The sequence below is a fragment of the Ruegeria sp. BB10 genome, from assembly GCF_056535725.1.
This window is the reverse complement of sequence record NZ_JBQFIW010000001.1, coordinates 1,367,499-1,385,439: the sequence shown is the minus strand read 5'-3', so window position 1 is coordinate 1,385,439 and position 17,941 is coordinate 1,367,499. Positions and strand designations below refer to the sequence as shown.

The following is a 17,941-nucleotide window of genomic DNA, read 5'->3' as shown; positions in this document are numbered from 1 at the left end:
GCGGGAAATTGCCGATAACATCAATTTGCGCGCGTTTATTGCGCCGAGCCGGGCGCGGGCAGCTCCTCGGTCAGGGGCCAGTAGAAATCAGGCGGCAACCCGGCCTCGGCGCGTTTTTCTTCGTTGAAAGGTGGCTTCAACACGCCGTGAAAGTACCGGCGAACCAATTGGTGAAAAACATCCTTGGGATCGGCATTCTCGCGCCCACACAGGAAATGAAACCATTTCGAGCCATAAGCCACATGCCCGACCTCTTCGGCATAAATGACTTCCAGCGCAGCGATAGCTTTTTCGTCCTTGGCCTTGCGGAATATATCGATCATGCCGGGGGTCACGTCCAGCCCGCGTGCCTCAAGCACCATGGGAACCACGGCCAATCGACCCATCAAATCTTCGGCGGTGTCCTCGGCCGCGCGCCACATCCCGGCATGGGCGGGCAGAGCGCCATAGTTGCTGCCCATGGCCTCAAGGCAATCGCACACCATCTCGAAATGACGCGATTCCTCTTCGGCGCATTTAACCCAGTCGTCATAAAACCCGACAGGCATAGGTACATGACCAAAGCGGGCGATGATGTCCCAATGCAGATCGACGGCGTTCAACTCGATATGCGCGACGGCGTGTAGCAGGGCGATACGGCCCGCTTCTGTACCCGGTTTCCGTTTCGGTACCTCGCGCGGGGAAAGCAGTTCAGGCTGATCCGGGCGCGCGGGTTGCAGCGGTGGCGTAGCGGTGCCGATCTCGATCTCTGGCGCGTCACCGCTGCGCGATGCGAACCACGCGGCGGCATGACTTTTGGACAGGGCGGTTTTTTCCCGACCATCCGCCGTTGTCAGAACCTCAGTCGCCATCTGGGTCAGCGTTTTGGGCACCATGTTTCTCCGCTTGATTGCACGCGCGGCTCTTAGACCGGATGGCGCGCGTGGTCGAGGGGCGTTACATCGCCCGTACGGCTTCCAGCACCTCATCCACGTGACCGGGCACTTTAACCTTGCGCCAGATCTTGGCGATTTTGCCATCGGCGTCGATGATGAATGTCGAGCGCTGAATGCCCATCGATTTCTTACCGTACATATTCTTTTCAACCCATACGCCATAGTCCTCGCAGACCGACGAGCCCTCATCCGACAACAGCGGAGTGGTCAGATTGTGCTTGGCAACAAACTTGTCGTGCTTGGCGACGCTGTCCCGCGAGATGCCGAAAACGTGAGCGCCCGCGTCACCAAAGGCTTGAAGTTGTTCCGAGAAACCGATGGATTCCTTGGTGCAGCCCGGCGTATCATCACGAGGATAGAAGAACAGAACGACGGTGCCGCCGCGCAGGGCTGACAATGTGACCTCGCCGCCTCCGTCGCGGGGCAAAGTGAAATCAGGGGCGATGTCTGAAACGTCGGGCATTGGAAACTCCGCTAAAGTTTTTTAAGGGCTGCCCGACATCATAGGGCGGCGCGGGCGGGTTGGAAGACGTGGATAGAAAATTGGTGCAGCACGAAGACAAAAGTGCGTCGCAGCCCAAAAAGCCCCGGCGTCGCGGGTCCCGTCGTCGTATTGCCGCGCATTTTTCCGGTTGGACGGTCCTGTCGCTGGGGCTGTTGGTCTTTGTGGGCTGGTTTTTTCTGATCGGCCAGAATCTTCATGCACCCGAATGGTTGCGAAAGCAGGTTGAACTGCGCCTTGAACACAGCCTCGGAGGGCTGAAAATCCGGTTTGGCGACGTCAACTTTATCGTGAATGAGGAATGGCGTCCCCGTCTGCAGCTGAGCGACGTGACGATCAGCGACGCAGCCGGGCAGCAGATTGCGCAGGTTTCGGACCTGCGCACCCGATTGTCGATGCGCGGGCTTTTACGGGGTCAAATCCGCCCGCGCCGCATCATCCTTCGCGATGCACAGATCGCGCTGACCCGGGGTCTGGACGGGGCATTGTCGCTGACAGTTGGTTCAGGCAGCGCCCCTGTGCAGCAAGCACCGGACCTGGCCCAACTGATCGAGCAATCGGATGATGTATTCCTGTCGCCTATCCTGTCCGGGTTGCGTTCGGTCGACTTGGAATCGCTGACGCTGGATTATCAGGATCTGCGTCTTGGGCGGGCCTGGGTATTCGACGGGGGGCATATCACTGTGACCCGCACCGGCGATGAGATGCATCTGGCCACGGGGTTTTCCGTGCTGACCGGGCGCGACTATGCAAGCTCGATCGAGGCGAACTATACCAGTGTTCTGGGTACGCCACAGGCGCGGTTCGGCATTTCGATCACCGACCTGCCAGCCGAAGATATTGCCAGCCAAAGTCTTGCCCTGTCGTGGTTGCAGGTTCTCAAGGCACCGATCTCTGGGGCGTTGCGCGGCAGCATTGACGACAAGGCGGCGTTGGGGCCGCTGTTTGCAACGCTAAACCTTGGAGCAGGCGCGGTGCAGCCCACGCAGGAAACGCGCCCCATTCCATTCGAGTCCGCCAGAACCTACTTCACCTACAATCCCACACGGCAGGAGCTGGACTTCAACGAAGTCTCGGTGGTGTCCGCATGGGGCGCGTTTCATGCCGAGGGTAAGGCGTTCCTGCGTGGAATTGAAAACGGTGCGTTGGAAAGCCTGACCTCGCAGCTGAGCCTCAGCAACATCAACATCAACCCGGCCAACCTGTTTCCAGAAGCGCTGAACCTGGCACGCGCCGAACTTGATATGAAAATGAAATTGGCCCCGTTCGAATTGCGGTTGGGTCAGATCATGGTCGAAGACGCCAACTATCGGTTGCTGGGTTCTGGCAAGCTGATCGGCGAACCCGAGGGTTGGGCGGCGCAACTGGATGCACATCTGGACAGCATGAACGGGGATGAGTTGTTGAACTACTGGCCTGAACGCCTGGCGTCAAAACCACGGCTTTGGGTCCAAGAGAATTTGTATGAGGGGCGGTTCTCGGACGTTGACTTTGCTTTGCGGCTGCGACCAGACAACAAACCAGATATCTATCTGGATTTCGGTTTTGACGAGGCAAAGATCAGGTTCGCCAAGACCATGCCGCCGCTTGAGAACGCACAGGGACAGGCCAGTCTGATCAATCACCGTTTCACCGCCACCGCTGAATCGGGTGTTGTCATCGCGGATGAAGGGGGCGCAGTTGATGCCACGGGCACGTCCTTCATCATCCCCGATACCGAGATCAAGGGGATTTCCCCGTCGATTACCCGGATCACGGCCAAAGGGAGTGCGACCGCTGCGTTGTCGCTGCTTGATCGCCCGCCGCTCAGCTTGCTAACCAAAGCGAACCTGCCGGTTGATCTGGTCGAAGGTGCTGTAAATCTTGCCGGAACATTGTCGCTGCCAATGAAGAAGGGGTTGAAATTCGAAGACACCGAATTCCACTTTCTTGGTGATATCGACAATGTAGAAAGTGACAAACTGGTTCCTGGCTTTTCGGTCAGCGCCGACCAGCTTGCGCTTGAAGGCAACCAAACCGGCGTTAAAATTTCCGGCGAAGGATTGTTTGGCGATGTCCCCATCCAAGCTGCTTGGCGACAACCGATCGGTGGAACCGAAGCGCAGCGCAGCGAATTGACGGGCCAGATCGAATTGTCCCCCCGATTGATGACCGAGTTGAATGCCGGGTTGCCTCGGGGGATGCTGACGGGGCAGGGCACGGCGGATATTGCGCTGGGTATTGGCGCAGGTACTCCGCCAAAGCTGACCGCATCGTCCGATTTGAAAGGCGTCGCGCTGGCTATTCCCGAACTGGGCTGGCGCAAGGGGACGGGCACGCCCGGCACGATGACGCTTGAGGCCACGCTGGGGGACAACCTGCGAGTGGACGAACTTAAGCTGGATGCAGCCGGATTGCGCACCACCGCGTCGATCTCGTTCAACGACGGAGATTTCGACCGGGTTCAGTTCAGTTCCTTTGATCTAGGCAATTGGCTGGCGGTTCCGGCGGAGCTTGTCAATCGAGGTGGGGCAGTGCCGGATATTCGGGTGCTGGGCGGCGTGATGAACCTGGGCCGCGCGACCTTTGGCAGCAGCAGCGGCGGCGGCTCGGGCACGGGACCCCGAATGGACGTCACGTTGGACCGTCTGCAAGTGACCGAGACCATAGCCCTGACCGGGTTCAAGGGTGCGTTTCAAACCACTGGTGGCATTAACGGCTCCTTCACAGCGAACGTAAACGGGGGCGCCCCCGTGCGCGGACAGGTCTCCCCGCGCGCGGGCCGCAGCGCAGTGACGTTAACCTCGGGGGACGCCGGGGCAGTTCTGCGGTCTGCGGGCATGATCACACAGGCGCGAAGCGGATCCCTGAACGTGCAACTGGAACCGGTTGCGGGGCCCGGCAATTACGACGTCATCGCGAAGATCACCAATACGTATATCAAGGATGCCCCGGCCATGGCCGCACTGCTGAACGCCATCAGCCTTGTTGGTCTGGTCAATGAAATGGCCGGGCAGGGCATCTTTTTCTCGTCAATCGAAAGCCGGATGCGCATCACCCCGACCGAGGTCAAAGTCCTCAGCGGCAGCGCGGTAGGTCCGTCGATGGGATTGTCCTTTGACGGCACCATCAACACGGTTGCCGGAACGCTGAACCTGCGTGGCGCGATTTCTCCGATCTATCTGGTGAACGCGATTGGCAGTGTTTTCACTAAAAAAGGTGAGGGCGTCATCGGTTTCAACTATACCCTGACCGGACCGTTGCGGGACCCGAAAGTGTCGGTCAATCCGTTGTCTGGGCTGGCACCACTGTTTCTGCGAAACCTACTGAGGGCTCCAGCACCCACGGTGTCCGATGGGCCAAATGCACAGCCGATAAAACCGGATGAGCCGAAACGAACTTTCGGGGCACCACCATCAGACCGTTGAATTGGGAAGTGGGGCGCTGTATGGCGCGGCCATGAAACTCAGCGACTTTGACTTCCACCTGCCCGAAGACCTGATTGCCACACGCCCGGCGAGCCCACGCTCGTCCGCGCGGCTGCTTGTGGCCAATGGTGAAACGGTAACGGACGCCCATGTGTTTGATCTGCCGGATTGGCTGAAACCCGGTGACCGGCTGGTGCTGAACGATACGCGCGTTATCCCCGCGCGCCTGAACGGTCGCCGCCATCGCGACACCGCACAGGGGCCGGTCTCGGCCGCGATCGAAGCGACCTTGCTGGACCCGCAGGCCGACGGCACATGGGGGGCGCTGATCAAACCGCTGAAAAAGGTCAAGCTGGGTGAAGACATCAGGTTTTCCGATGACCTCAGCGCCACGCTGGACCGGGTCGAAGATGGCCAGGCTTATCTGCGATTCAACCTGACGGGCGAGGATTTCGATGCCGCGCTGGAACAGGCCGGCGCAATGCCGTTGCCGCCCTACATTGCGGCCAAACGCCCGGCGGACGAACAAGACAAGACCGATTATCAAACGATCTGGGCACGCAATTCGGGTGCCGTCGCAGCCCCCACGGCATCGCTGCACTTTGATCAGGCGCTGATGCAGGTGCTTGAAGCCCGTGGTGTCGCCATCAGCCACGTGACCTTGCATGTGGGGGCTGGGACCTTCCTGCCGGTCAAAGTCGAAGACGTGACCACCCACAAGATGCACGCCGAATGGGGCAAGGTCAGCGCCTCGGCCGTCGAAGAAATCCGCGCCACCAAAGCTGCCGGAGGGCGGGTGATCCCCGTGGGCACCACCGCCCTGCGCCTGATCGAAAGCGCCGCACGGTCCGGGCAGATCGAGCCGTGGGAGGGTGATACTGATATCTTCATCTATCCCGGTTTTGAATTCTACGTCACCGACGCGTTGATGACCAACTTCCATCTGCCGAAATCCACCCTCCTGATGCTGGTTTCGGCACTGATGGGGCAGGACCGGATGCGTGATGTCTACGCCCATGCGATTGAACAGAAATATCGTTTCTTTTCCTACGGAGACGCGTCGCTTTTGATCCCATAAGGGGCGCGTTGTCGGGATCGTCTACCTGCAATGTCGTAGACAAGCGCGATCAGAGCCGTTTTTCATATAAAAACGAATCCAGAGTTCAGGTCGGCATTTTTCGGAGGCCCCAATGATTCAGGTCCTGTCCAGCGCGTGGGCGCTTCTTCTTGGTATGGGCCTATTGATGGTCGGAAACGGCCTGCAAGGGACGATCCTGGGGGTTCGGGGTGAGATCGAGGGCTTTTCGACCCTGCAAATGTCCTTTGTGATGTCAGCCTATTTTATGGGATTTCTGGGCGGGTCGCGTCTGGCGCCCGAGATGATCCGACGGGTTGGGCATGTGCGTGTGTTTGCGGCGTTGGCCTCATTCATCTCGGCCGTCATGATCCTGTACCCATTGATGACCGACCCGGTCATCTGGATTTTGGGTCGTGTCGTGATCGGATTTTGCTTTTCCGGCGTGTACGTCACGGCAGAAAGCTGGTTGAACAACGCGGCCAGCAACGAGAACCGCGGTCAGGCGCTGTCGCTTTATATGATTTTCCAGATGACCGGCATCATCACTGCCCAAGGGCTGGTATTGTTGGGCGACCCGGCTGGGTTTGACACTTTCGTGATTGCCTCCATCCTGGTTTCCGTCTCATTTGCGCCAATCCTGCTGTCTATTTCACCAACACCGGCGTTCGACACAACCAAACCAATGACCTTACGCGAACTTTTCAAAAGCTCGCCGCTGGGCTGTGTCGGTATGTTTCTTCTGGGTGGTGTATTCTCGGCTCAGTTCGGTATGGCGTCGGTCTATGGTGCCCGCGCGGGTCTGTCGTTGGTTGAAATATCGACCTTTATCGCTGCGTTCTATGTCGGTGCCTTGGTGCTGCAATACCCGCTGGGTTGGATGTCGGACCGCATGGACCGCCGTTTCCTGATCATGTTGGTTGCAGGGGTGGGAACGTGTGCTGCATTAGCGGGCATGTTATTCGGCGTCACTTTCCCGATCCTGTTGGGCGCGGCCTTTGTGATCGGGGGAATGTCGAACCCGCTTTATTCGCTGTTGATCGCCCACGCGAACGATTTTCTGGATCATGAAGACATGGCCGCAGCCTCGGGCGGTTTGCTGTTCATCAACGGTCTTGGCGCGATTGCCGGCCCGTTGATCACCGGCTGGCTGATGGGGGACAGCGTCTTTGGCCCGCAGGGGTTCTTCCTGTTCATCGCCGCGTTACTTGCGACGATGGCTGTTTATGCGCTGTACCGTATGACACAGCGTGCGGCGATCCCGGTGGATGAGACGGGCACCATGTCCCCGGTCTATCCGACGGCCTCGCCAGTTGCGGTTGAAGTGGCGCAAGAGGTTGCCATTGAGGCCGCCGAAGCCGAGGCCGAAACGCAAGATGTTGCCTAAGACACAAGAATATGTCGCGAATGTTGCAATTTTTTACTGTTACAATCCTGAAAAACATCCTTAAATGACCTTACGTCCCTGGGGAGGGCAACACGACGGAGTTAGGGCAATGGTAGGGCCTGAAGAAGTATTGAGTTATTGGTTAGATGAGATTGGTCCCGAAGGTTGGTATCTACAGGACGATGCCTTGGACGCAGACATTCGCGAACGGTTTTTGACCACCTGGGAAGCCGCGAATGAAGGCAAATTCTCTCTTTGGTTGACGTATCCTAGTGGGTCACTGGCCTACATCATTTTGATGGACCAGTTCCCGCGCAACATGTTCCGCGGTAGCGCCAAGGCTTTCGCGTCAGATCGCGCCGCATTGTCGGCCGCGAAATGCGCGGTGGACAAGGGGTGGGATCTCAAGATCGACGAACCAGCGCGGCAGTTCTTTTACCTGCCGATGATGCATTCGGAAAATCTGTGTGATCAGGAACGCTGTGTCCGTTTGATGTGCCAAAACATGAGTGACAGCGACAAAAGCAATCTGCTGCACGCACGAGCACATCGTGAGGTGATACGCAAATTTGGGCGTTTCCCTTATCGGAACGAAGCACTGGACCGTCCGATGACCGAACACGAAGCCGCCTATGTCGACATGGGTGGATATGGTTCGACGGTACGCGAATTGCAGGCGTCCCTCTAGGACTGCGGCACGCAACCTCGAATGGCAATAATTCGGTCGGCGACCACGTCGGCCGATTTCTCTATGGCGGAATTGATCAGCTTGTCCGGAGAGTCGGTCAACTCGGCAATGCTGGCTTGCGCGCCTTGCATTCTTTGTTCCAGATTATCCAGTTTTACTAGCGCCGTGGATATCCGCAGTTTTTCGGCAATATCTGTGACTGAGCCGCTTGATTGCACCTCGGCAAGATCATTGCGTAGCGCCGCAAGTTCCCCCCGAACGCCGAGAATTTCGTCCTTCAGGGGCGCGATAACCTGGACTTTTTCCGAGAAGACCGTGGTGACGCCCTCGACTGTCGATGCCAGTTTCCAGCCTAGAAATAAGCAAAGAGCCACGAGGATGAGTGTCGCGTTGAGCAATGCAAGCAGCAGATCTTTAAGTGTTTTGGCCATGGTAAGCCTCTCGAATGATTTGCGTTTATGAAATGGCGGGCGAACCCGACATCTATGTTCTAGCCATTGAAGGATGCCCGGTATAGGCTGAAAACCGCATAAACTGATACCGATGATCCCACGTCGTATTTGTCGCGGGAATGGTGTGTTGATGCGTTTCGGAAATTAGTTTAATGGTAAACTAAATTTTCAACCGTCCTGCGCCGAGAGGGAAACATGGCTGCACAATCTTTTGATCTGATCGTAATCGGCGCTGGTCCGGGCGGCTATGTCGCTGCAATTCGTGCGGCGCAGCTGGGCCTGAAAACGGCCGTGGTTGAACGTGAGCATCTGGGCGGCATCTGCCTGAACTGGGGATGTATCCCTACCAAGGCATTGCTACGTTCGTCCGAAGTGTTTCACCTGATGGAGCGCGCCAAGGATTTCGGCCTCAAGGCGGACAAGGTCGGATACGATCTTGATGCTGTCGTTAAACGCTCGCGCGGTGTGGCGGCGCAGCTTTCAGGCGGCATCGGTCACTTACTGAAAAAGAACAAAGTCACCGTGGTGATGGGGCAAGCGACGATTCCTGCTAAGGGCAAAGTCTCGGTCAAAACCGAGAAAGGAACCGAAGAGCTGACGGCCAAAAACATCGTACTGGCCACCGGCGCACGAGCGCGTGAATTGCCGGGGCTTGAAGCTGATGGCGATCTGGTCTGGACCTATAAGCACGCGCTGCAACCGCCGCGGATGCCCAAGAAACTTCTGGTCATCGGCTCGGGCGCGATTGGTATCGAATTCGCCAGCTTCTACAACACGTTGGGCGCTGACACGACCGTTGTCGAAGTGATGGACCGCGTGCTGCCGGTGGAAGATGCCGAGATCAGCGGGCTGGCCAAGAAAGCCTTTACCAAGCAAGGCATGACCATCATGGAAAAAGCGATGGTCAAGCAGCTGGATCGGGCCAAGGGCAAGGTCACCGCGCATATCGAAGTGAAGGGTAAGGTCGAAAAGCACGATTTCGATACCGTGATCTCGGCCGTGGGGATCGTCGGGAATGTCGAAGACCTTGGGCTTGAGGCTTTGGGCGTGAAAATCGACCGCACCCATGTTGTAACGGATGAGTTCTGTCGCACCGGAGTTGATGGTCTCTATGCGATTGGTGACATCGCGGGCGCACCGTGGCTGGCGCACAAGGCAAGCCACGAAGGCGTCATGGTCGCCGAACTGATCGCAGGCAAACACGCGCATCCCGTAAAGCCCGAAAGCATCGCCGGCTGCACCTATTGTCAGCCGCAAGTGGCTTCGGTCGGATACTCCGAGGCAAAAGCCAAAGAGTTGGGTTACGACATCAAAGTCGGTCGTTTCCCCTTTATCGGAAATGGCAAGGCCATTGCGCTGGGTGAACCCGAAGGTCTGATCAAAACAGTATTTGACGCCAAAACCGGCGAATTACTGGGGGCCCACATGATCGGTGCTGAGGTGACCGAGCTGATTCAGGGCTATGTGGTTGGTCGTCAGTTGGAAACCACGGAAGAAGACCTGATGAACACGGTCTTCCCGCATCCGACACTCTCAGAGATGATGCATGAAAGCGTTCTGGACGCTTATGGAAAGGTCATCCACATGTAATCTGCGGTGGGTGGGGACTTTGCCCCCCGCCGCCCGTTCCGGGCGACTCCCCCGAGATATTTATAGCCAGATGAAGCAAGGGATCTTTAACTTCATCTGGCCGAAAATACCTCGGAGCGCGAGGCAGAGCCTCGCTTGGACTCATCAGCGCGTCAGCGCGTCCAAAATGCGAGCCCAGGACCGGATGCCTTTGTGAAAGCTTTTCACGTCGTATTTTTCGTTCGGCGAGTGAATTGCATCGTCATCGTTGGCAAAGCCAACCAGCATCGAATCCAACCCAAGTTCAGTATTGAAATAACCGACGACGGGGATCGAACCACCCATCCCGGTGAACACGGCTTCGCGCCCCCATTCGTCCGACAGGGCGCCGCGGGCGGCTTCGAACTCGGGGCGGTCCAGATTCATAACCGAAGCGGGGGACCCTTCTAGATCATTGTCCCAGTCGACCTTGGCGTCGGGCGACAGACGCTCTTGCACATGTTTGCGGATTTTGGTGCGCAAAGCGTCAGGGTCCATGTCACCGACCAGACGGCAGGTGATCTTGCAATGTGCCTGCGACGGGATCACGGTTTTCGAGCCTGCACCATTGTAACCGCCCCATAACCCGTTAACCTCAAGCGTAGGGCGCGCCCATTGCTGTTCCAGCGTCGAATACCCTTTTTCGCCATGGGGTTGCGAATAGCCGACCGAGCTCAGGTACTCGACCTCGTCAAACCCACAGTTTTGCCACTGGCGCAGTTGCTCGGCGGGCACTTCGTGGACGCCATCATAGAACCCCTCGACCGCAACACGACCGGTTTCGTCGTCATAGAACGATGCGATGATCTTGGACAATTCCCGCAGGGGGTTCAGGCCGGGGCCGCCGTAATGGCCCGAATGCAGATCGATGCGTGGGCCGGTGATAGTAAATTCATCCTTGAGCATACCGCGCAGTTGCGAGGAAATTGACGGTACGCCGCGAGATACCATCGAAGTGTCGCACACCAGTGCCAAGTCAGCTTTCAGTTCGGCCGCGTTTTCCCGCAGGAAAGGCACCAGGGACGGCGATCCTGATTCTTCTTCACCCTCGAAGAAAAAGGTGATGCGGCAGGGCAGGGAGCCATTGACGGCCTTCCAGGCCCGGCAAGCTTCGACAAAGGTCATCAACTGGCCTTTGTCATCCGACGACCCGCGACCGCGAATGACGGGGCCGTTGTCGGTGTCTTCAATGGCGGGATCGAACGGGTCGCGTTTCCACAGCTCAAGCGGATCAACAGGTTGCACGTCATAGTGCCCATAGAACAACACATGCGGTGCGTTGCTGTCCTCTCCGACATGGCCGACGACCATGGGGTGGCCGGTGGTTTCACGCTTTTCCGCTGCGATGCCAATACTTTGTAGGTCAGCGACCAACCAGTCCGCAGCTTGATCCACTTGCGCGTCATAGGCCGGGTCGGTCGAGATGGATGGGATGCGCAGCAGCTCCATCAGGCGATCGATTGAGGTTTGCAGATCAGTGTCGATGCGGTTCAGAACGGCGTCCAGCGACATGGGGTTCTCCTGCTTTCAAGATTTGGCAGAACCTATCAGCGCAATCGGCGCCGTCCAGTGCGCTTTGGCGGGAATATGGTATAATATCGGAAACTCCGAGTGGCGCCTGCGTCGTTTCCTCGCGCCCGATGGCCGTAACTTTACTTGTCGATGCGAGTGCGAGGGGATATTTGATGCAAATCAAATGTGTGATCCCAATGTTGTCTATACGTACGGGGCACAAGGGAACGCATTGGCGTATAATCGGATTCGTCCGGTGAGGGCGTCAGAAATTTTGTCCGGCTGCAAATGCAATGGGTCGGGCATGTAAGGAGATACCGGTGGACTATACTGCTCAGCTCGATACAGCGATTGCCAAGCTGCATGATGAAGGACGCTACCGGACCTTCATCGATATCGAACGTCGCAATGGCCATTTCCCGCATGCGGTGCGGACCCGCCCAGACGGGTCGCAGCAGAATATCACTGTGTGGTGCGGCAATGACTATCTGGGCATGGGCCAGCATCCGGTTGTTCTGAACGCAATGCACGAAGCCGTTGACGCCGCCGGCGCCGGTTCGGGCGGGACCCGCAATATCTCGGGGACGACCGTCTACCACAAAAAGCTTGAGGCCGAGCTGGCCGATCTGCATGGCAAAGAGGCCGCGCTGCTGTTCACCAGTGCTTATATCGCCAATGACGCGACGCTCAGCACTTTGCCGAAATTGTTCCCCGGCCTGATCATCTATTCGGACGAGTTGAACCATGCCTCGATGATCGAGGGCGTGCGCCGCAATGGTGGGGCCAAGCGTATCTTCCGTCACAACGATGTTGCCCATCTGCGCGAATTGCTTGAGGCCGACGATCCCAAAGCCCCCAAACTGATTGCGTTTGAATCCGTTTATTCGATGGACGGCGATTTTGGTCCGATAGAAGAGATTTGTGATCTGGCCGATGAGTTTGGTGCGCTGACCTATATCGACGAGGTCCACGCAGTTGGCATGTACGGCCCGCGCGGTGGCGGCGTGACTGAGCGCGATGGCCTGGCGCATCGCATCGACATTATCAACGGAACCCTTGCCAAAGCCTTTGGCGTAATGGGCGGTTATATCGCCGCCAGCGAGAAAATGTGCGATGCCGTGCGTTCTTATGCACCGGGCTTCATCTTCACCACCTCGTTGCCGCCTGCAGTGGCCGCAGGGGCAGCGGCCTCGGTCGCTTTCCTGAAAACGGCGAGCGATCTGCGTGAGCAGCATCAGACACAGGCCAAGATCCTTAAGCTGCGGCTCAAGGGGCTGGGCATGCCATTGATCGATCACGGTACACATATCGTGCCGGTGATTGTTGGAAATCCGGTACACACCAAGATCCTCAGCGACCGGCTGCTTGATGATCATGGCATCTATGTTCAACCGATCAATTTCCCCACTGTCCCGCGCGGAACCGAGCGTCTGCGCTTTACCCCATCTCCGGTACATGGGCCTGACGAAATGAACCGTTTGGTACAGGCGATGGACGAACTTTGGTCACATTGTGCGCTAAATCGCGCCGAACTTGCCGGTTAACCTCACGCTAAAGTGTGCAACGCGTTTGCCGCGTGTTAAGCTTAGGCTAACAAAAGTATCGGACGAATCGTTAATGGGATGATTCGCCGTTAGCGCGAAACGCGCGCAGGCAGAATGGGGCAGCAGGGATGATTGGGCGCAGATCTCAGCGCGATTCCAAGGACGAAGCCGACGTCAGGCCAAAGGGTTTTGACGATTACGAAGTGCGGCTTGGTGACAGGATGCGCGGCGAACGGGCAACGATGGGCAAGTCCCTGTTGGATGTTCAGCGCGAACTGCGGATCAAAGCCAACTACATAGCTGCCATCGAAGACGCCGATCCTGACGCGTTCGACACACCCGGCTTCATTGCCGGGTATGTGCGTTCTTATGCCCGGTATCTGGGGATGAACCCGGATGAGACTTTTGCCGCCTTCTGTAAGGAAAGCGGGTTCGAGGTTGCGCATGGCATGTCGGCCGAGGCTTCGGTTGTTCGCAAGCCTACGGGCGCGGTTCCGGCGCGCGGTCCGATGGGGCGTGATCCGTTTACCTCGCCCAACACGCCATACATTCCCGGTCGCGAATCCCTTGTCAGCCAGATTGAACCGCGGGCTATCGGCTCGTCGCTGGTTCTGGTCGCAGTGATCTGCGGCATTGGCTATGGCGGCTGGTCGGTGCTGAACAAGATTCAGCAGGTACAGGTAAGCCCGGTCGAACAGGCCCCGGTGGTTCTTTCCGATCTCGACCCGCTGGATGCGGCGCGCGACAGTGCCGAAACAGAGGTTGCCGTTGCGGCCACCCCCAGCGCCGAGGCGTTGGACCGTCTGTATCGCCCACAGGCGCTGGACGTTCCTGTTCTGGTCGCCCGTGATGCTCCGATCTCTACCTTGGACCCGCGCACTGTGGGCACCTTCCTGCCACAGGAATTGCCAAAGGTTGAGGTCGCCGAGGTTCACACTGTCGAACGCCCGGCCTTGCCGCAGGTGGTCGAGCAGATCGACACCACCTTGAAAATTGTCGCCGTGAAACCAGCCTGGATGCGGGTCACCGCAGCTGATGGAAGCGTGATCTTCGAAGGCACCCTTGGCACGGTTGAACAAGGTAATGTGTTCGAGGTTCCGCTGACGGAAGAGCCGCCTCAACTGCGCGCGGGTGCTTCGGGTTCGGTGTTCTTTTCGATGAACGGCGAACATTACGGACCGGCGGGCGCACCGGGGACCGTCGCCAAAGGCGTTGTTCTGTCCAAAGACGCGGTTGCCGAATCCTATGCGGTTGCCGATCTTGAGGCTGATCAGAACAGCGCGCTGAAACAATTGGTGGCTGAACTTCAGGCACAGGTTTCAGAAGACCCCGCCGAGTGATCTAGCCATTGCGGTGTCCTGACAGGCGGACTATCTAAAGACGCAACTTAGGTTGTCTTGGACCCGTCCTCATGTCGCTCAATCACGTTCGCCCGTGGCGCAATATCTACCGCCGCAAGTCCCGTCAGATCATGGTTGGGGATGTTGCTGTCGGTGGTGACGCACCCATTGCCGTTCAGACGATGACCAACACGCTGACAACCGATGTTGCGGCGACCGTGGCACAGGTGCAAGCCGCTGCCGAGGCCGGTGCCGATATCGTACGTGTGTCTGTCCCGGATGAGGCGTCATCAAAAGCCCTGAAAGAGATCGTACGCGAAAGCCCGGTGCCGATCGTCGCTGACATTCATTTCCATTATCGCCGTGGGATTGAGGCTGCCGAGGCTGGTGCTGCCTGTTTGCGGATCAATCCGGGCAATATCGGTGACGAAAAGCGTGTGAAAGAGGTCATCAAGGCGGCGCGCGACCACAATTGCTCGATCCGGATTGGCGTGAATGCGGGCAGTCTGGAAAAGCACCTGCTTGAGAAATATGGCGAGCCTTGCCCCGAAGCGATGGTCGAAAGCGGGCTGGAGCATATCCGCATCCTGCAGGACAACGATTTCCACGAATTCAAGATCAGTGTGAAGGCCAGTGACGTATTCCTATCCGCCGCTGCCTACCAGGGTATTGCCGAGGCCACCGACGCCCCCATTCACCTAGGGATAACCGAGGCAGGGGGGCTGGTGTCCGGCACCATCAAATCGGCCATCGGGCTGGGTAACCTTTTGTGGATGGGTATTGGCGACACAATCCGTGTCAGCCTGTCTGCCGATCCGGTCGAAGAGGTGAAGGTGGGTTATGAGATCCTGAAATCTCTGGGCCTTCGCCATCGCGGCGTGAACATCATCTCATGCCCGTCCTGCGCGCGGCAGGGCTTCGACGTGATCAAGACGGTCGAGGCGCTTGAGCAGCGGCTGGAACACATCAAGACCCCGATGAGCCTGTCCATTATCGGCTGCGTGGTCAACGGGCCGGGTGAGGCCTTGATGACCGATGTCGGCTTTACCGGCGGTGGGGCTGGGTCGGGTATGGTCTATTTGGCGGGCAAGGCCAGCCACAAGATGTCCAACGACCAGATGATCGACCACATCGTTGAAGAGGTCGAAAAGAAGGCAGCCGAGCTGGACGCCGCGCAGGAAGCGGCAGAATAACATAACCTAAGGTGGGCAGTTTCAAACCGCTGGCATCTGCTGTGTTGCACAGTGAATCCCGCCGCCAGATTGCCCTAGTACGTCCACGTTCAGGGCAATGACCTCGCGCCCAGGATAGTGGCTAGTAACTGCATCTTGCGCTAGTAGATCGGTTTCAATGTCGCCGAACTCAGGCATGATCACACCATTATTGCACACATAATAGTTCACATAAGACGCGACGAAATCCAGGTCTCTGATGCGCGGTGAATGGGGCTCTGGGATCACCTCGATTTGCAGCCCTTCGGCGGCCAATCGGTCATGTGTATCCAGTGCAGCCAGATGAAACGGGTCCCGCATGTCGGGCTCATCGGGCAGGTTCATCAAAACGCGCCCCGGCCCCGTGAAACGAGCCAAAGAGTCGATATGGTAGTCGGTGATATCTTCGCCCCATACCCCCTCGGACCAGATCATGCGATCTGCTCCGTAGGCGGCCAGCAAGCGCGTTTCGATCTGGTCCCGCGATAGGCCGGGATTGCGGTTCTTGTTCACCCACGAGCTTTCATGCGCCATGAGCAGCCCGTGCCCGTCCTGTTCAACCCCTCCAGCCTCGCCTTGTAAACCGCTTGGCAGCAGGGGCAGGTCCAAGTGTTCCGCTACGCGACCAGCGATGCGCGCGTCATGCGTATGGACCTGCTTCTTGCCCCAACCATTGAATTGAATCTGACGGATCGCCAACTGACCGCTTTCATTAACGACGAATACCGGCCCAGAGTCGCGACACCAAAGATCTTCGGTCGGAATGTCCCAGAGTTCGATGGATGGCGAGAGTTTTCGCTTTGCCGATGCGTGCTCAGCCGCAGAAGCCAGCATGACCACGGGCTCAAATGCGGATATGGCGTTGGCTATGTCGGCGATGGCCTGTTGCGTGTCTTCCAGTTGGGCTGCGTCCCAATACACCCGTCGGCTGCTAGGCCATTGCGTAAAGGTGCGCTGATGGCGGGTTTCCTCGGCGGGTACAAAATAGCCCAAGTCCGGTTGCGATGCAGAGTGATTGGACCAACCCATCAATCCCAGCGCCCCTCCGGTCAGGATCAAATGCCTTCTGTTCATGGCAATCTTATATCGGTTCCCGGACGTTAAAGCACGTCATCGTTTATGGCCCGAAAGTAATTAAGGTTTTGGACCTTCCGATTGACGCATTGTAGGCTGGCCAGTGCGAAGACTTTCAGGGTCGAACCCTAAGGGGCAAAGACATTGGCATTTCGCAATACCTCTGACCCGGTTTCCCCGACATAGCGGATGACCTTACTCGGCGGATGAGTGCTTTGCGTGCAGATCAAACCATCCGATGGCCATGGAAAACAGGTTGTCAGGGGCGGTTCGTCTTGCTTCCTTCAACGCTTTTTGGATTTTCACCGCGTCTTCATATTGAATCCAAGATCCCGGTAGGTCTTCACCAAACACACCTGATGCACTGGCTATAAACTTGTGATCTGGAACCGGTCCGTGGGGTGAGGCAGGCGAGATGGTTTGATATTCAACATATTTTTGGTTGGAGAACTTGAATCTGTCATACCCGTTCTCGTGCAGGGTATTGAGCATGCTCAGGCTTCCGTTCTCAACCGAAACGTAGGATGGCAGATCAGGCAGGGCCATGACTTGCTTAAGAGCAACCTTATCAAGACCCTCAATATCAATTTTGACGTAAAGAATTTGTTTCGAAACCGGCTGAAGCGCCTGCGAAAGATCAATCGTTGGAACAACGATTTTCTCGGCTCCGTCCCTCCGGCTTCCGTATTCTTCTTTGACGGAACTCCACGCTGTGTTGTATTTATTCACATAGAAAGTGACTTCGTCCTTACCGTCATCGGTAACAGCAAAATTCCTGATGTCGACGCCATCGACCTCTAGGTCGGAAAAATGGTCGGACATTGCCGCGCACAGATGGGGGATGGCTTCTACGGCGATGACCTCAAAGCCCCTTTTTCGGTAATACACGGTGTCTTTTCCGTCATTCATACCGATATCGACAATAACTCCCTGATCCGCAGCGGGGAACTGGTTCTCTGCCGATGTTTTATCCTTGGATAGCTGATCAATATAGGTTGGTTTGGTATGTTTTTTTGCCACGCAGAACACGACCTGCTTCGAGTACGCTTCGCGCCGCGCGGGACAGTCCAGATTTCTTGTTATCGCCCATGCGTGCCTCTGACTTTGGATAAACTACTTTTAGCGTGTTCAATGCCCGAGACCAAAATCTCGTTCAACACAAAAATTCGGATTTCAAACCTTGATAGGTGTGCGTGGCAATAGGTT

General features: G+C 57.2%; 14 protein-coding genes. 8 read left to right on the top strand and 6 right to left on the bottom strand.

Features of this window, described 5'->3' with window-relative positions; all coding sequences use genetic code 11:
• Positions 1–35: 35 nt before the first annotated feature.
• On the bottom strand, positions 36–875 hold the full coding sequence (locus ACR3EP_RS06905; RefSeq protein WP_480636987.1) for a ferritin-like domain-containing protein: 840 nt from the start codon (positions 873–875) through the stop codon (positions 36–38).
• 61 nt (positions 876–936) lie between these two features.
• Entirely contained in the window at positions 937–1,398 is a 462-nt protein-coding gene (locus tag ACR3EP_RS06900) for a peroxiredoxin (protein ID WP_170396168.1), read from the bottom strand.
• Between the two features lie 68 nt (positions 1,399–1,466).
• On the opposite strand from ACR3EP_RS06900, the gene ACR3EP_RS06895 reads away from it, so the two are divergent.
• From ACR3EP_RS06895 to ACR3EP_RS06880, 4 genes are all read left to right on the top strand, one after another.
• A complete protein-coding gene (locus ACR3EP_RS06895; protein WP_480636986.1) occupies positions 1,467–4,844 on the top strand; it encodes a YhdP family protein in 3,378 nt (1,125 codons plus the stop codon).
• Positions 4,845–4,875: 31 nt separating this feature from the next.
• Positions 4,876–5,922, top strand: coding sequence for a tRNA preQ1(34) S-adenosylmethionine ribosyltransferase-isomerase QueA (queA, locus tag ACR3EP_RS06890; protein ID WP_480638999.1), 1,047 nt, complete (start codon positions 4,876–4,878; stop codon positions 5,920–5,922).
• A gap of 112 nt (positions 5,923–6,034) precedes the next feature.
• Positions 6,035–7,306 (top strand): MFS transporter, encoded by a 1,272-nt coding sequence (locus ACR3EP_RS06885; RefSeq protein ID WP_170375765.1) that lies wholly within the window; start codon positions 6,035–6,037, stop codon positions 7,304–7,306.
• Between the two features lie 109 nt (positions 7,307–7,415).
• On the top strand, positions 7,416–7,994 hold the full coding sequence (locus ACR3EP_RS06880; RefSeq protein WP_480636984.1) for a DUF924 family protein: 579 nt from the start codon (positions 7,416–7,418) through the stop codon (positions 7,992–7,994).
• On the opposite strand, the gene ACR3EP_RS06875 is transcribed toward ACR3EP_RS06880, so the two are convergent.
• Positions 7,991–8,425, bottom strand: coding sequence for a hypothetical protein (locus tag ACR3EP_RS06875; protein ID WP_170375761.1), 435 nt, complete (start codon positions 8,423–8,425; stop codon positions 7,991–7,993). The two genes, ACR3EP_RS06880 and ACR3EP_RS06875, sit on opposite strands and share 4 nt — an antisense overlap.
• A gap of 216 nt (positions 8,426–8,641) precedes the next feature.
• On the opposite strand from ACR3EP_RS06875, the gene lpdA reads away from it, so the two are divergent.
• Positions 8,642–10,036 carry a dihydrolipoyl dehydrogenase gene (gene lpdA, locus ACR3EP_RS06870; RefSeq protein WP_170358935.1) on the top strand — a complete coding sequence of 465 codons (1,395 nt, stop codon included), beginning with the start codon at positions 8,642–8,644 and terminating at the stop codon, positions 10,034–10,036.
• Between the two features lie 144 nt (positions 10,037–10,180).
• On the opposite strand, the gene ACR3EP_RS06865 is transcribed toward lpdA, so the two are convergent.
• Positions 10,181–11,566, bottom strand: a complete 1,386-nt coding sequence (locus ACR3EP_RS06865) for a M20/M25/M40 family metallo-hydrolase (RefSeq protein ID WP_480636981.1) — start codon at positions 11,564–11,566, stop codon at positions 10,181–10,183.
• A 320-nt stretch (positions 11,567–11,886) separates the two neighbouring features.
• Between ACR3EP_RS06865 and hemA the strand changes: the two genes are divergently transcribed.
• The 3 genes from hemA to ispG all read left to right on the top strand — a co-directional run bounded on the left by hemA (position 11,887) and on the right by ispG (position 15,643).
• Positions 11,887–13,110, top strand: a complete 1,224-nt coding sequence (gene hemA / locus ACR3EP_RS06860; protein WP_170410202.1) for a 5-aminolevulinate synthase — start codon at positions 11,887–11,889, stop codon at positions 13,108–13,110.
• 128 nt (positions 13,111–13,238) lie between these two features.
• Positions 13,239–14,450: a helix-turn-helix domain-containing protein gene (locus ACR3EP_RS06855; protein ID WP_480636979.1), complete on the top strand. Its 1,212-nt coding sequence runs from the start codon at positions 13,239–13,241 to the stop codon at positions 14,448–14,450.
• A 71-nt stretch (positions 14,451–14,521) separates the two neighbouring features.
• Positions 14,522–15,643, top strand: coding sequence for a flavodoxin-dependent (E)-4-hydroxy-3-methylbut-2-enyl-diphosphate synthase (ispG, locus tag ACR3EP_RS06850; RefSeq protein WP_170358927.1), 1,122 nt, complete (start codon positions 14,522–14,524; stop codon positions 15,641–15,643).
• A gap of 21 nt (positions 15,644–15,664) precedes the next feature.
• Here the strand turns inward: ispG and ACR3EP_RS06845 are convergent, their stop codons facing one another.
• Both ACR3EP_RS06845 and ACR3EP_RS06840 read right to left on the bottom strand, forming a co-directional pair.
• Positions 15,665–16,735, bottom strand: coding sequence for an agmatine deiminase family protein (locus ACR3EP_RS06845; RefSeq protein ID WP_480636977.1), 1,071 nt, complete (start codon positions 16,733–16,735; stop codon positions 15,665–15,667).
• Positions 16,736–16,930: 195 nt separating this feature from the next.
• Positions 16,931–17,755, bottom strand: a complete 825-nt coding sequence (locus ACR3EP_RS06840) for an FkbM family methyltransferase (RefSeq protein ID WP_480636975.1) — start codon at positions 17,753–17,755, stop codon at positions 16,931–16,933.
• Between the last annotated feature and the right edge of the window lie 186 nt (positions 17,756–17,941).

Bases quoted from the DNA above. Each gene is read 5' to 3' on its own strand.
- ACR3EP_RS06885 (WP_170375765.1), top strand. From the start codon at position 6,035: ATGATTCAGGTCCTGTCCAGCGCGTGGGCGCTTCTTCTTGGTATGGGC.
- lpdA (WP_170358935.1), top strand. From the start codon at position 8,642: ATGGCTGCACAATCTTTTGATCTGATCGTAATCGGCGCTGGTCCGGGC.
- ACR3EP_RS06865 (WP_480636981.1), bottom strand. From the start codon at position 11,566: ATGTCGCTGGACGCCGTTCTGAACCGCATCGACACTGATCTGCAAACC.
- ACR3EP_RS06905 (WP_480636987.1), bottom strand. From the start codon at position 875: ATGGTGCCCAAAACGCTGACCCAGATGGCGACTGAGGTTCTGACAACG.
- ACR3EP_RS06875 (WP_170375761.1), bottom strand. From the start codon at position 8,425: ATGGCCAAAACACTTAAAGATCTGCTGCTTGCATTGCTCAACGCGACA.
- ispG (WP_170358927.1), top strand. From the start codon at position 14,522: ATGTCGCTCAATCACGTTCGCCCGTGGCGCAATATCTACCGCCGCAAG.
- queA (WP_480638999.1), top strand. From the start codon at position 4,876: ATGAAACTCAGCGACTTTGACTTCCACCTGCCCGAAGACCTGATTGCC.
- ACR3EP_RS06855 (WP_480636979.1), top strand. From the start codon at position 13,239: ATGATTGGGCGCAGATCTCAGCGCGATTCCAAGGACGAAGCCGACGTC.
- ACR3EP_RS06845 (WP_480636977.1), bottom strand. From the start codon at position 16,735: ATGAACAGAAGGCATTTGATCCTGACCGGAGGGGCGCTGGGATTGATG.
- ACR3EP_RS06900 (WP_170396168.1), bottom strand. From the start codon at position 1,398: ATGCCCGACGTTTCAGACATCGCCCCTGATTTCACTTTGCCCCGCGAC.
- ACR3EP_RS06880 (WP_480636984.1), top strand. From the start codon at position 7,416: ATGGTAGGGCCTGAAGAAGTATTGAGTTATTGGTTAGATGAGATTGGT.